The sequence below is a fragment of the Desulfosporosinus sp. Tol-M2 genome (assembly GCF_059735615.1).
This window is the reverse complement of record NZ_JCAIJG010000188.1, coordinates 1-13,161: the sequence shown is the minus strand read 5'-3', so window position 1 is coordinate 13,161 and position 13,161 is coordinate 1. Positions and strand designations below refer to the sequence as shown.

At 44.0% G+C, this 13,161-nt stretch carries 14 protein-coding genes and 1 pseudogene; 12 read left to right on the top strand and 3 right to left on the bottom strand.

The window, feature by feature from the left end; genetic code table 11:
* Positions 1–22 precede the first annotated feature (22 nt).
* The gene (locus tag AC6I5A_RS13815) at positions 23–685 is read left to right on the top strand and encodes an ankyrin repeat domain-containing protein (RefSeq protein ID WP_497900774.1); all 663 of its coding nucleotides are present in this window, start codon (positions 23–25) and stop codon (positions 683–685) included.
* A gap of 369 nt (positions 686–1,054) precedes the next feature.
* Here the strand turns inward: AC6I5A_RS13815 and AC6I5A_RS13810 are convergent.
* A pseudogene (locus AC6I5A_RS13810) lies at positions 1,055–1,361 on the bottom strand (transposase); the annotation flags it as partial.
* A 93-nt stretch (positions 1,362–1,454) separates the two neighbouring features.
* Between AC6I5A_RS13810 and AC6I5A_RS13805 the strand changes: the two are divergent.
* Complete coding sequence (locus AC6I5A_RS13805; protein ID WP_034617298.1) at positions 1,455–2,237, top strand: hypothetical protein; 783 nt, start codon at positions 1,455–1,457, stop codon at positions 2,235–2,237.
* 337 nt (positions 2,238–2,574) lie between these two features.
* Here AC6I5A_RS13805 and AC6I5A_RS13800 read toward each other — a convergent pair whose 3' ends face one another.
* Both AC6I5A_RS13800 and AC6I5A_RS13795 read right to left on the bottom strand, forming a co-directional pair.
* Complete coding sequence (locus tag AC6I5A_RS13800; RefSeq protein WP_034617295.1) at positions 2,575–2,778, bottom strand: SHOCT domain-containing protein; 204 nt, start codon at positions 2,776–2,778, stop codon at positions 2,575–2,577.
* Between the two features lie 2 nt (positions 2,779–2,780).
* The gene (locus AC6I5A_RS13795) at positions 2,781–3,047 is read right to left on the bottom strand and encodes a hypothetical protein (RefSeq protein WP_034617291.1); all 267 of its coding nucleotides are present in this window, start codon (positions 3,045–3,047) and stop codon (positions 2,781–2,783) included.
* A gap of 224 nt (positions 3,048–3,271) precedes the next feature.
* Between AC6I5A_RS13795 and AC6I5A_RS13790 the strand changes: the two genes are divergently transcribed.
* The 10 genes from AC6I5A_RS13790 to AC6I5A_RS13745 all read left to right on the top strand — a co-directional run bounded on the left by AC6I5A_RS13790 (position 3,272) and on the right by AC6I5A_RS13745 (position 13,005).
* Complete coding sequence (locus AC6I5A_RS13790) at positions 3,272–5,005, top strand: cell wall-binding repeat-containing protein (RefSeq protein WP_034617288.1); 1,734 nt, start codon at positions 3,272–3,274, stop codon at positions 5,003–5,005.
* A 213-nt stretch (positions 5,006–5,218) separates the two neighbouring features.
* Entirely contained in the window at positions 5,219–5,530 is a 312-nt protein-coding gene (rplU, locus tag AC6I5A_RS13785) for a 50S ribosomal protein L21 (protein ID WP_034617285.1), read from the top strand.
* A complete protein-coding gene (locus tag AC6I5A_RS13780; protein WP_497900773.1) occupies positions 5,436–5,882 on the top strand; it encodes a ribosomal-processing cysteine protease Prp in 447 nt (148 codons plus the stop codon). The genes rplU and AC6I5A_RS13780 overlap by 95 nt, the downstream gene beginning before the upstream one ends.
* Positions 5,876–6,184 (top strand): 50S ribosomal protein L27, encoded by a 309-nt coding sequence (gene rpmA / locus AC6I5A_RS13775; protein WP_034617282.1) that lies wholly within the window; start codon positions 5,876–5,878, stop codon positions 6,182–6,184. The genes AC6I5A_RS13780 and rpmA overlap by 7 nt, the downstream gene beginning before the upstream one ends.
* A gap of 115 nt (positions 6,185–6,299) precedes the next feature.
* Positions 6,300–6,815, top strand: coding sequence for a Spo0B domain-containing protein (locus AC6I5A_RS13770; protein WP_034617272.1), 516 nt, complete (start codon positions 6,300–6,302; stop codon positions 6,813–6,815).
* 50 nt (positions 6,816–6,865) lie between these two features.
* Positions 6,866–8,140, top strand: coding sequence for a GTPase ObgE (gene obgE / locus AC6I5A_RS13765; protein WP_034617305.1), 1,275 nt, complete (start codon positions 6,866–6,868; stop codon positions 8,138–8,140).
* A gap of 21 nt (positions 8,141–8,161) precedes the next feature.
* Complete coding sequence (yhbY, locus tag AC6I5A_RS13760) at positions 8,162–8,452, top strand: ribosome assembly RNA-binding protein YhbY (RefSeq protein WP_034617261.1); 291 nt, start codon at positions 8,162–8,164, stop codon at positions 8,450–8,452.
* Between the two features lie 202 nt (positions 8,453–8,654).
* Positions 8,655–9,755: an efflux RND transporter periplasmic adaptor subunit gene (locus AC6I5A_RS13755; RefSeq protein ID WP_034617249.1), complete on the top strand. Its 1,101-nt coding sequence runs from the start codon at positions 8,655–8,657 to the stop codon at positions 9,753–9,755.
* A complete protein-coding gene (locus AC6I5A_RS13750) occupies positions 9,752–10,951 on the top strand; it encodes an ABC transporter permease (RefSeq protein WP_034617239.1) in 1,200 nt (399 codons plus the stop codon). The genes AC6I5A_RS13755 and AC6I5A_RS13750 overlap by 4 nt, the downstream gene beginning before the upstream one ends.
* Before the next feature lie 68 nt (positions 10,952–11,019).
* Entirely contained in the window at positions 11,020–13,005 is a 1,986-nt protein-coding gene (locus AC6I5A_RS13745) for an ATP-binding cassette domain-containing protein (RefSeq protein WP_052168114.1), read from the top strand.
* Positions 13,006–13,161 lie beyond the last annotated feature (156 nt).

The window sequence follows — 13,161 nt, the reverse complement described above, 5'->3', positions numbered from 1 at the left end:
CTAAAATGATACTACTCCACCTTTGCATATTGCCGTAATGAATAGTGAATTAGCTATCATTAAAAAATTAGTTCAAAACGGTGCTTTGCTGGATGTAAAAAACAACAAGAACGAAACAGCTTTTACCATAAAAGACAAAGATGGAAACACAATTTTTAATCAAGTGGCTGCAACAAACGACATAGAATTAACTCAACAACTGGTGGATAAAATGCCACCAATGACTTCATCAGAAAAAAGCGAAGATCATCCTATGACAATACAAAATAATCAAGGTAATACTCCCCTGCACACAGCACTGTTACAAAATCAAAAAGCTATTGGAAAAGTCTTTATTGATAAAGGTGTAAATATAAACTTTAAAAACGTCAAGGGAGAAGATGCCATAATCATCGCCAATGGGCAAAAGATGCCTGATATTTTATCCTATCTCTATTTAAAAAATGGAGATTTGGATAACACCATCATAAATGCTGAACTTGCCTTGAAAACAGATGCAAACAATGTAGATGTATTATACAATTTTGCATCTGCATTACAGTTAAAAGGAGAGAAATTTTCTAAAGACGGGGCGCTGGCAGATGCAAAAAAGTTGTATCAACAATCCATAGATAATTTTACTAAAGTTCTAGCTTTGCAACCAAACTTTAAAAATTCTATACAAAAAAAAAGACCAATGCGATGAAAAATTAAAGAACATTGAAATACAGTTAAAGAAGCAAGAGGAAGATCGTCAAAAAGCTGAAGCAGCAAGAAAGGCAAAAGAAGTGGCAGCGAGTCAACAGAACTCCACTTCCAATACAAATGACGCTGGAAACGGATACTATGACTATTCTGGTCTCCGAGATGCAATAATTGATACGATGATGAGGCCCAGGTGGTAAGAACTGATATGAAAAGATGCGCTTCTATTCGCTCGGCTAACTGGTGGGGAACTGGTCTGAATCCCAAATTAGGTTTAAGTCAACGATGATAGCTTCGGTCTTGAAACAGTTTCGATATGATACAGCTTATCGTCGAACGGCTCATTTCTAGAAAGCATGTGGTAAATTCAATTCAGCAGCATGTGAGTAATAGCAATAATTGCTTTCTTGTGACCACGACGATGTGATCTGCTCGTACCTCACCCTAAAACTAAAATAAGGGCAAATTCTTGTTTTTGATGGCAGTATTTGCGTATTGAACCAACAGTGGTGCTTGATATACACTCCTGCACAGCTTATGCGTACAGATTTCTTTTTTCCCGCACTTTCATTGTCCTGGGGTGTTACGCCCATGAGAACAAAGGTGACGTGAGGATAGAACACGGACATGTCCACTCCAATTTCGCCAATGATAGCAATGGCCGTAAAGATGTCCTTTTTAGATTTAGTATGATAAAAAAAGCAAATCCCTATTAATTTAGAAGAAGCCTGTTTAAGCTTATTATCAAGAAAATAAGAAAGAAATGGGTGATGATGATGGTAATTTTTGATTCAAAAAAATTACAGCCACTTGCGTATGACGCTTCTGTCGCAGTGGCTATTAAGAGCACGGGATATGCGCTCGAATATATAGGGCAGTTTTCAATATTTCACACGCTACTTAATCAATCCTTGTCTGCATTGTCTGAAGCACTAAGAGAAAGTATTACGAGACAGCCTATGGGATCTCGCCTTTCTAATGTGCAAAACCTCCTAAAGTTAGTGAAAGAAATTGATCTGTCAACTTCAGCGTATGGTAGGCATGAGGATTGGATGGATGCACAAGCCAGTGTTTGGACAGGATTGTCTGTGATCTATATGCTACTTGGTGGTCACCGCGAATTTGAAGAGACAATCCTTCTTGGACAGGAAGTGGATGGGGTCGCTAATTACGCAGCAGAGGCATCAGTGATGTCTCGCGACTATGTATTGGCGTCACATATCTCACTGGATTATGTAGTAAAATGTCTCAATTGCGTTAATGCGACTTTTAAGCTCGATAGTCGAAACTATGCCAAAGGGGTGAAACGAGGGATGTTTGACCTGGTGGACGATATATACGAAGATATCAATTATTTCACGTCAAGTGCGAACAGCCACACACAACCAGTTTCAAAGGCCTTTTACATGAAAGCATATCCTCGATACATTTACTTACTGACTTTTTTAGCGAAATTCCTTGGTAATATCACTGGACGTATTCATAATTCTCCTATCCGATTCCGCGTATATCCAAAAACGGGTCTGGAAGAGATCTTAGCAAAGATAATTTGATTCCTCAATGCTCAGAAAAAAATACAAAATTCCAGTTGTTTGACTATCCAAATCAAGACATACCCCCCTTCAAAAAAGGGAGTCAAACCTTTACGCAAATCCCTTATTTACGCGCATTATTATCATCTTATTGCCACAACACACGTGGAGTGTTACGTGTTGATAGAGGTCAATAGCTACATTGCCGCACAATCCGAGAGTGTTAAACCGTTGTTGAATCAGGTGCGGGATACGCTCAATAGCAGCCTTCCTCCAATATATGCCGAGGCAAGCTGCTTTTTTATAATGGGGTAAATATCCATGGCCTGAGCCCTTTATATGGATTGATTTTCAAATCCTAAGCTGGGGAATCATTTACTAAGGTATTTTTCATTGTGTTAAATTCATCCGCAGTGATTTCACTACGCGCATAGCGTTCTTTTAAGATGTTTAAGGATTTATCTTCCCTATTGCAAAAACACAAACGATTTGCAACTTGATTATTACGATCAAGAACTAAGAATAAACCGATTAGGAAAATTACGATACCAATAATCATCATTGTTAACCTCCATTCGAATTCTGATCATTATTTTGATTTTGGCTTGGGATGGGACTTGGGTTAGGGTTTTGACCTTGACCTTGGTTTTGGTTTGGTTTCGCCCTAAACCCATAACCTCCCATCATGCCATGCCGATTTACAATCTTATGTCCTTGGTTTATCATGCCATATTGTCCATGGTTGTAACAATGAAAGACAACTGAACCGATTGATATCCCAACGCCTAAAATCATCAACAAAATGCCTCCGATCAGTTTCGACTTCTTCATTTAAGCCACTCCTCTAATTAGTTTGTAATAATTATATAGCCTATTATCTATTAGATTCTTAATTATATATGAAATATTTATTAAGGTTTTATGGAGAGTTTTTCTAAAAATAACTACTTACTATTATAGAATGAAAAGAGAGGCAAAAAAAGGTTTTGAGGTATAGGCAACGAATACTTAATTAGATTTTAAATCATCCAAATCATAATAAAAGGGGTTCAATTATGAGAAGAAAGAACAAGTTAATGGCTATCATTCTAATTCTTTGTTGTAGTATCATGATCGGGAATCCAGCTTTTGCCGCAACATCAAATTTACCAGAAGCCGCGCAAACTATTACAACCCGACTTGCAGGCCAAACAAGGTATGAGACTGCTAAAGTTATATCAGAGCAATTTAATCAAGGAAAAGTTCAGAATGTTATCCTTTCAACAGGAATTGGATTTGCAGATGCTCTATCCGCCAGCGTATTCGCCAGCCAAAAAGATGCTCCAATTCTCTTAGTAGATACTTCGGTTGACGGGTCAAAGGAAGCATTTGATTATGTTACCAAGCATCTTGACCCAACTGGAACGGTTTATATCATTGGTGGCACCGCAATAGTAAGCAAAGAATTTGAAACCGGACTAAATAACCTCGGATTCAACAATATTGAGAGGATTGCCGGTTACGATAGATATGAAACATCTTATCAGTTAGCTTGTTCGCTTAATAATACATCAGTACCAACCGTAGTAATTTCTTCAGGTGAATCATATCCTGATGCCTTGAGTATAGCCAGTTTTGCAGCTAACAAAGGCTGGCCTATATTGTTAAGTCCTCAAACAGCTTTACCTGAGGAAATGAAAAACTATTTGGCAGAGAAAAAACCAACAAAAGTATATATTACTGGAGGAACGGTTGTAATATCTGACAATGTAAAGTCGGAAATCAGCGCTTTACTTCCACAAGCCAGTGTTGAACGGTTAGCCGGACAAGATAGGTTCGAGACGAATGTGATTATTACGCAAACTTTTAATCCTAACCCGACGACCATATATCTAGCTACCGGTAACGGATTTGCTGATGCTTTAGCTGGAAGTGCTTTGGCAGCCAAAAATGGCGACCCAATAGTATTGATCGATTCTGCCACACTTACCTTACCAAAACCAGCAGCCAATTATTTTAGGAAGTTCTATATGGGTAAACTAAACCCTAACTTAGTTGTTTTTGGAGGCAGTAGCGTAGTTGCTAACGAAGTCCTGAAAAATTCAAGGGACTTGATAGCAGGGGTAGTGAAGGAAGATAGCATTTATACAGTAGCGGATGTCACGGCAACTATTACTCAGAATCAGGTTTATGCATTGCCAACAACGGTCCAGGCCAGGCTTTACAACAGTGAGATCATTAATGTTCCAGTTAAGTGGAATTCCATGTTTGTCGATACCAGCAGGATAGGGTCAAGTATTTATGAGGGGGTTGTAGACGGATATGGTGGTAAAGCTATTAAACTTAATCTAACGGTCAAAGAACCTATGCCCATCGCCCAATACTCTACTCACTTTGACTCAACTCTGGTCAATCGTACAGGGAACATTCGCCTGTCCGCAAATGCTCTTGATGGGAAATTATTAGCACCCAGAGAACGGTTCTCCTTTAATGAGAGCATCGGCAAGATAACTGCTGAAGCGGGTTATAAAGAGGCGCTAATCATTGAAGGAGATACCTTTATCCTGGGACTTGGAGGAGGAGTTTGCCAAGTTTCTTCTACTCTTTATAATGCCGTTCTTCTCGCCCAATTGGAAATTCTGGAAGCACACCATCATACCCTGCCTGTAGCTTATGTTCCTCCTGGGCAGGATGCAACTGTAAGCTCCCCTTTTCTAGATTTTAAATTCAGAAATAGTTCAAATTTATTTCTCTTAATCCGCAGTTTGTTGGAAGGAAACACCTTAACCTTTAAGCTTTATGAAAAGTAAGGAGAAGCTTCCTACCGTTAAGAGCAATGAATCTAAGTTCCAATTGCTCATGTTTCTTAGTCAGCCTGCTTGACAAATAATGTGATCAGATGCTAAAATGTTTAAACGTGGTGACTTCTCACCGCAACCGCTCGAATCAGGTATTAACGGGTTTTTTAGATTTTAAAAAACTGACCTGCAATGGCGAGTCTAGGGCATGGGAGGTGTAATAAAATGTACGCTGTGATTGAAACCGGTGGTAAACAGTTCCGTGTTCAAGAAGGCGACGTGATTTGCGTTGAGAAACTGGATGCTAATGTAGGAGACGCCGTGACGATCGATAAGGTTCTCCTCGTGGAAAAAGACGGTGTGGTTAATATAGGAACCCCAGTTGTAGCTGGTGCTGCAGCAGTGCTAAAAGTTGTGGAGCACGGTAAAGGGGCGAAGATAATTGTCTTCAAATTCAAGGCCAAAAAGAACTACCGACGCAAACAAGGACATCGACAACCCTACACAAAAGTTGTTGTCGAAGCGCTCCAAGCGTAAGAGCCAAAGCAGCATTCATTTCATAATCTGGTCGGATGATCAAGGGCGAATACGGGGGTTTGAGCTGTCCGGACATGCCGGATATGCAGATTCAGGTCAAGATATTGTCTGTGCGGGGGTTTCCGCACTGAGCATTGCGGCCTGTAATGGCCTGGAATATTTCCTATCGGTAGCTCCTAAAGTGCAGGAGACAGATGAACATCTCACCTGTGAGCTTGTTGGAATACCTGAGCTGGAATTGGAAAAGGCCCAGTGGATTTTGCAAACTATGACCTTAGGCATTGAACAGATACATTCGACCTACAGCCAAGACTATATTTTCATAGATCGAAGGAGGTGGACTCCATGTTAAAAATGAATCTTCAACTTTTCGCTCATAAAAAAGGGGTTGGCAGTTCACGAAATGGTCGTGATAGCAACGCTCAGCGTCTCGGTGTAAAACGTGGCGACGGCCAATTCGTAAACGCCGGTACGATTATTGTACGTCAGCGCGGCACGAAATTTCATCCCGCAAAAAACTGTGGTTTGGGTAAAGACGACACCTTATATGCTCTAATTGACGGTTATGTTAAGTTTGAGCATAAAGACCGGATGCGCAAACAAGTTAGTATTTACCCTGAGCGCACAACAATACCAGTGGCTGTAGCCCAATAAGCTGTATTTATTCACCCCTGGGTTTTCCCAGGGGTTTTTATTATACCTACTATAGTAACAATAACTCCTTTTTCTGAAGGGAGAATAGTAAGGCCACGAATTTGAGAGGAAATTGATGACGATGTCAAAAATTGAACTTGTTCTTCTGTCCGAACTTCTACAAAGGTATAGGCTCCAGAGGCATGATTTTCTGAATCACTGGCAAGTGATCATGGGTCATTTACAACTCCATCAACCGGAGAAGGCCCTGGCCTACATGAGGGAAACGATCGTAGTTCAGGAGCAAGAGCAGAAGATAGCGCTAATTCATGAACCGGCACTTGCGGCTGTTCTTTTGGGGTTGATTATCGATCTTCGGCAGAAAGGAATCCCTGCCACGCTTGACTTTCCTGAGGGGATGAAAAAGGAAGACTTTTGGCGAGATCATTGGCAAGAAGAATATGTGGAAAGGCTATACGGGTACACTAAAGAATGCTTGGAAGTGTCTTCCCAGTCACGGCTGTTATTAAACGTCACGGCTGAAGTGTATTTATTCGATGAACCGGGTGGCTTAGCTTGCCAGGTTATCTTAGCGGACGAAGAAACGGTTCTCTTTGATAGAATGCTAAAGTTAACGACAGACTCCAAATAACAGTCCTTTCCAAGAGATTTAACATTATACGAGGAGAATTAACTATGTTTATGTTTTACGATCAGGCCAAGATCTATGTTAAGGGTGGTGATGGCGGGGCAGGAGCCGTCGCCTTTCGACGGGAGAAATACGTTCCTGAAGGCGGGCCGAGTGGAGGAGACGGCGGACGCGGGGGGAATATTATTTTTATGGGAGATGAGGGTTTAAGAACTCTCGTGGATTTTCGCTATAAGCGGCATTATAAGGGGGCGCGGGGGGACCATGGGCAAGCGAAAAATATGAGCGGTCGTAGCGGGGAAGATACTATTCTGCGCATTCCGGTTGGTACGGTGGTCCTCAATGATAATACCGGTGAAACAATTGCGGATATAACCGAGCATGGACAGCATGTCGTGGTTGCCGCCGGTGGTCGGGGAGGGAGAGGTAATGCTCGTTTTATGAGTAATACCAATAAAGCCCCAACCTTGGCGGAGAACGGAGAACCTGGTGAGGAGAACTGGCTTCGTCTGGAGTTAAAGCTCTTGGCGGACGTCGGACTGGTCGGTTTCCCGAATGTGGGGAAATCAACGATTATTTCGCAAGTGTCCGCTGCCAGACCGAAGATCGCGGATTATCATTTCACTACCTTGATTCCGAATTTGGGCGTGGTCGAGCTTGAGGATGGACAGAGTTTTGTCATGGCCGATATTCCTGGACTCATTGAGGGTGCTCATGCGGGGGCGGGCTTAGGGCATGAATTTCTGCGCCATACCGAGCGAACACGTTTGCTTTTGCACGTTTTGGATATCTCGGGGTCGGAAGAACGGGATCCGCTCGAGGATTTAAGGATTATTCAGGAAGAAATACGGTTCTATAGTCCGGAGCTTGCCCAAAGACCAATGATTATTGTGGCCAACAAAATGGATATTCCGAGTGCGGAGGCTCATTTACAACGCTTGAAGGAAGCAGTGGAAGACCGTCACGAGATTTTCCCGGTGTCTGCAGCGACTGGGGAAGGATTAAAAGCCTTGATGTATCGAATTGCGCAGCTCTTACCGGATACCCCTGTTCCAGAAATTCTTAATCCTCCGGCTGATCACTTGGTTACGAAAGCGCAGTTGGGTAAGCGGTTTGAAATCCTTAAAGAAGAGGATCTATTTCTTGTTGTCGGCAAAGAAATCGAAAAACATGTGAAGATGACCTGCTTTGAGCGGGAAGCGAGTGTTTACCGTTTCCAGAATATTTTGAAAGTCATGGGGATCGATGAAGCTCTTCGTGCGCAAGGAATCAAAGAGGGGGATAAAGTCGAGATCGCCGGCGTGAGGTTCGATTGGGTTGAAGAGTAATGGCTTAGGGGGAAGAGTTAAGTGTTAACAGGTAAGCAAAAACGTTATTTAAGATCCATGGGAAATGGAATGGATCCGATTCTTCAAGTCGGTAAGGGCGGAATCACTGAAACAGTAGTCACCCAAACGAACGAGGCGTTAGAAGCTCGAGAACTCATAAAGGGCCGGGTTTTACAAAATTATTTAGAAGAACCGAAAACCGTGGCGGATGAACTGGCTGAACGCGTTCAGGCTGAGCTTGTACAAGTTATTGGGCGGAATTTCTTATTGTTTCGACCGTCAAAAAACAAGCCGGTTATTGTTTTACCATAATAAGTCGCGCTTACTGTCCCCAGTAGATTCATGGCTTGCTCATGTGTCTGTTGGGGACTTTATTTATTTATGCATGGCTTACGACGTATCTCGTGGGCCCCTTGAATATTTGAAAGCGTTATACGGGCACACTAGAATTCTTAGATGTGTCTTCCTATCAAAGAATTTGCATGGTAGTTATAGCGTGTTTGGAGGGGATACTGTGAAGAAGCCTCTTTGGTGGGGATTAGGGGTAGTGATTGTTCTGGCATTAGCCTTCGGCGGATGGTGGATTTGGGGAAGGGAGCAGTGTCCTGTGATGGTCAAAGCTGTTGCCGTCGCTCCAATGACGATACAAGAAGAGGTTTATGCGACAGGGAGCGTGGTAGCGGTCTCTCGTCAAGAGGTGCGAGTGTTAAACCCTGGTCTTGTAACAAAGGTAGCAGTGAAGAGTGGGGATTCCGTTAAAGCGGGGCAAATCCTTGTGATCCTCGATACGACTCTGACTGATGCTCAAGTCGCCCAAGCAAAGGCGAATGTTGAGGCGGCTCAAACGAACGTTGAAGCGGCGCAATCCAATTTAAATGAGCTTAAGCAATTCCAAAGCACGAGTGAAGTTGCTAGCGCCACAAGACAGGCTGAGGGTGCTCTGGCGCAAAGTAAGGCGGCTTTAAAGCAGGCCCAAGAAACGTTGAAAATTACCCAGGTACAACAGGCGCAAATGATTTACAAAGCAACTATTGATGGAACGGTTCTCGAGGTCAATGCCCAGGAGGGCAACCTCTCTCCAGTGCAACAGCCGCTTGTGTTAGTGGCAGATCTAACCCAAATGAATGTCGAGTCGAGACTGAATGAAGTTGATGCGGGTAAGGTTCAGCTTGGCGGAAAAGCGACGATCTCAAGTAAACTATTGGGAAATACGCCTGCTCAAGGAACCATTACTGGAATCTCACCCCAGGCGGTCGTAACATCAAGCGCTCAGGGGAACTCATTACCGACGGTGGGAGTAAAGATTCACATAGATCAAGTGCCTGCTGGACTAAAGCCGGGTTTTAGTGTGGATATTCAAATGATCGTGGCGACCAGGGAGGGGGTCTTGGCTGTTCCACAAGAGGTGCTCTTTCAAGAAGGGAAAAGGAACTATGTCTATCTGATCCAAGGAGGAAAACTTCTTAAGACGGAAGTAACGATTGGAATAGGTAATGATACGCATCAGGAAATAACCTCCGGTTTAAAACCCGGGGACCTGATAGTTCTTAATCCCTCCAACGAACTTTCGCAGGGTTTGGCGGTAGCACCGGATACGGGGAGTGGAGGTACATGAGCCTCTTAGAAGGTTTACGGGGGGCATTCTTCAGCTTACGGACTAATAAGCTCCGGACAGGGCTGACGATGCTCGGAATAATCATAGGGATTGCGGCAGTAATCGCAGTTGTCACCATCGGACTCGGCGGCAAAGCTGCTATCATGCAAGAGATGGAAAAAAGCGGTGTAAATTTGTTTGTGCTGTACACGAAATCTGTCGGACAGACTGGACTGGCCGAGGGAGAGCGCTTGACGATTCAGGATGGGGAAAGTTTGAGACGAGCCCTACCGCAAGTTAAAACGTTGATTCCGTCGAGTGTAGAGTATACGGCTATAGAGGGGAATCAAAAACAGTCTTCAGCCATGATCGTGGGAACGTCACCTGAATTTGCAGATCTGCGTCGCAGGGAAATTGCCAAAGGACGTTTTTTTTCGGAAGAAGAGTTTTCGGCTGATCGGCGCGTGGTTGTGATCGATCAGACCTTAGCTGAAAATTTCTTCGGCGCCGGAAATCCTCTAGGGCAGCAGGTGATTATTCAAAATGTTCCTTGCCGTGTAATAGGGGTTTTAGCCAAGGATAAGTCCGCCTTTGCCCAATTTGATGTGGGCACTAAGAATGCCTATGCCTATATTCCCTGGGGAACTTGGTCGGGTATTTTCCAGTCGGAGCGTGTCGACCAATTGGAAGGAGCGACATTCCTTGAAACTGATTTAGAAGGTACGATTTCTAGCGCCAAACGCTTACTAAACGTGCGTCACGGGACTACGAATCAGTTTGAGGCTTTTAATGTGCAGCAATTGGTGCAATCGGCTAATCAGATTACTCACATTTTAACAAGTTTTATCGGCTTGGTAGCCGGTATCTCCCTATTAGTTGGGGGGATTGGAATTATGAACATTATGTTAGTTTCTGTGACGGAACGCACGCGAGAAATTGGATTGCGCAAAGCTGTGGGAGCCAAAGAACGCGACATTTTAGTACAATTTTTATTAGAAGCGATTGGATTATCTCTTGTCGGAGGAATTGTAGGCATTGCTTTGGGGGTAGGGAGTGCGCAGATGGTGACTTATCTTTTGCACTGGCCTCCACTCTTGTCAGGCTGGGCGATTCTATTTGCGGTTTCCTTCTCTATTGGAGTGGGAATGTTCTTTGGTTTTTATCCGGCACTAAAGGCTGCCAAACTCGAACCGATAGCGGCATTGCGGTATGAATAGGGAGGTTTGCCTAAATATGATATAATTAAGATGTTCTACAGCTTTTTATAAGGGGAAGAGAAACAAACATGAACATCTTAACAGCTGAGAATTTGACAAAAAGTTACGGCGAAAAAGTACTTTTTAAGGATATTTCGTTCGGGATTGACGAAGGAGAGAAAATAGGGATAATTGGGGTTAACGGGACGGGCAAGTCCACCTTGCTTAAAATCCTGGCGGGTATGGAGTGGCCGGATCAAGGCAAAGTCACGATGGGAAATAACATGCGCCTTGAGTATCTCCCTCAAAATCCGGAGTTTGAAGATGAGGCTACGGTTTTACAGCAGATTTTTAAGGGAAATTCCCCGGTGATGAAGTTACTCAGGGAGTATGAAACGGCCGTGGAAAAGCTAAATGATGACCCGTATCAACCCCTGCTTCAACAAGCCTTGATCGCGCTGGGGCAACAGATGGATGAACTGGAAGCCTGGCAGCTTGAAAATGAGGCTAAAGCGATCCTGACTAAGCTGGGAATTTCTAAATTTGATACGCTAATCGGGACCCTATCGGGTGGGCAGAGAAAACGGGTTGCTTTGGCGAGTGCGCTCATCAACCCTACGGATATTCTGCTACTGGATGAGCCGACGAACCATATTGATAATGATACCGTGGATTGGCTGGAACAGTACTTGAATAAACGTAAAGGCGCCTTGGTCATGATTACGCACGATCGGTATTTTCTTGACCGAATCGTTGGCCGAGTATTTGAGTTGGAGCGGGGGAAGCTTTATCCTTACCCCGGAAATTATAGCCGTTACTTGGAATTGAAAGTGGAGCGGGAAGAGCAAGTCGAGGCGACCGAAAGAAAACGCCAAAGTCTCTTACGCAATGAACTCGCTTGGATGCGCAGGGGGGCCAGAGCCCGGACGACTAAGCAAAAGGCGAGGATTGAGCGTTTTGAAAAGATTCAGGCCGCTAAACCGACGGAATACCTTAATCGGATTGAGATGCCGGCAGGGGCGTCCCGCTTGGGAAAGAAAATCCTGGAATGTAAACATGTGCAAAAAGGGTTTCCAGACCATGGGGTTGTGATCGAAGATTTCAGTTACATTCTACTCAGAAATGATCGGATTGGGATTATCGGACCCAATGGGAGTGGCAAATCAACCTTTTTAAATTTGATCGCTGGTGTAATGAGCCCGGATAGCGGGAATATAGAGCTGGGCACCACAGTGAACATGGGATATTTCGCGCAGGAAAATACGTATTTGAATCCGGAGAGCCGGGTCATTGAGGAGATTAAAGCGGTGGCGGAAGTGATTCCCACTGCTGATGGCGGCTTGATTACCGCATCCCAAATGCTGGAGCGCTTCTTATTTCCTGCGGCTGCACAATGGACCCGGATTGGTAAACTCTCTGGTGGGGAAAAACGAAGACTTTATCTTTTGCGGATCTTGATGGCGGCTCCAAATGTCCTCTTGTTGGATGAGCCGACCAATGATTTGGATATTCAGACCTTGACTGTTTTAGAAGGCTATCTGGATGAATTTCCGGGCGCCGTCCTTGCAGTTTCTCATGATCGGTATTTTCTCGATAGAATTACGGAGAAGATTTTCTCTTTCCAAGGGGAGGGAAAAATTCGTTCGTACGCGGGAAATTACTCAGACTATCGGGAACAGGTGTATGCGGCAAAGCAAGCGGCTGAGCAGGCCATGAGTTTAGCCTCTTTGGCAAAAACTTTTCGCACCCCGAACGCACAGGCGGGATGGGGAGTAATTCCGGAACGGAGGAAAGAGCGCCTGCCGAAAATGACCTTTAAAGAGCAGCAAGACTATGAGCAAATCGAGGCTCAAATTGCTCAGACAGAAGAGGAACTTCAGGATAACAATCAACTTATGCATGATCTGGGCAGTGATTTTGGAAAACTAACTGAGCTGGCGGAAATTCAAAAAGCGCTGGAGAAAAAACTGGATGATATGCTGAACCGTTGGACGTATTTAAATGAGCTGGCGGAAAAAATAGCACAAAACGAGGCGCGAGGCACGAGGCGTGAGACACGAAAGCACGAACATTGAGTTTGAACCTCGTGCTTCGGACCTCGTGCTTCAAACCTCGCGCCTCGCGAAAGGAGGATTAATTTATGGATGACAAGACGCTTGAAGCGATGAAAAGAGTAGTAGAAGAGAAAAAACTGAAGAGTTCCGAACAAGGCGGACCGACGAAAGCCATGC

What these genes read in the sequence shown, in the direction of transcription:
- AC6I5A_RS13805 (WP_034617298.1), top strand. Translation starts at nt 1,455, where the DNA reads ATGATGATGGTAATTTTTGATTCAAAAAAATTACAGCCACTTGCGTAT.
- AC6I5A_RS13800 (WP_034617295.1), bottom strand. Translation starts at nt 2,778, where the DNA reads ATGATGATTATTGGTATCGTAATTTTCCTAATCGGTTTATTCTTAGTT.
- AC6I5A_RS13795 (WP_034617291.1), bottom strand. Translation starts at nt 3,047, where the DNA reads ATGAAGAAGTCGAAACTGATCGGAGGCATTTTGTTGATGATTTTAGGC.
- AC6I5A_RS13790 (WP_034617288.1), top strand. Translation starts at nt 3,272, where the DNA reads ATGAGAAGAAAGAACAAGTTAATGGCTATCATTCTAATTCTTTGTTGT.
- rplU (WP_034617285.1), top strand. Translation starts at nt 5,219, where the DNA reads ATGTACGCTGTGATTGAAACCGGTGGTAAACAGTTCCGTGTTCAAGAA.
- rpmA (WP_034617282.1), top strand. Translation starts at nt 5,876, where the DNA reads ATGTTAAAAATGAATCTTCAACTTTTCGCTCATAAAAAAGGGGTTGGC.
- AC6I5A_RS13770 (WP_034617272.1), top strand. Translation starts at nt 6,300, where the DNA reads ATGACGATGTCAAAAATTGAACTTGTTCTTCTGTCCGAACTTCTACAA.
- obgE (WP_034617305.1), top strand. Translation starts at nt 6,866, where the DNA reads ATGTTTTACGATCAGGCCAAGATCTATGTTAAGGGTGGTGATGGCGGG.
- AC6I5A_RS13750 (WP_034617239.1), top strand. Translation starts at nt 9,752, where the DNA reads ATGAGCCTCTTAGAAGGTTTACGGGGGGCATTCTTCAGCTTACGGACT.
- AC6I5A_RS13745 (WP_052168114.1), top strand. Translation starts at nt 11,020, where the DNA reads ATGAACATCTTAACAGCTGAGAATTTGACAAAAAGTTACGGCGAAAAA.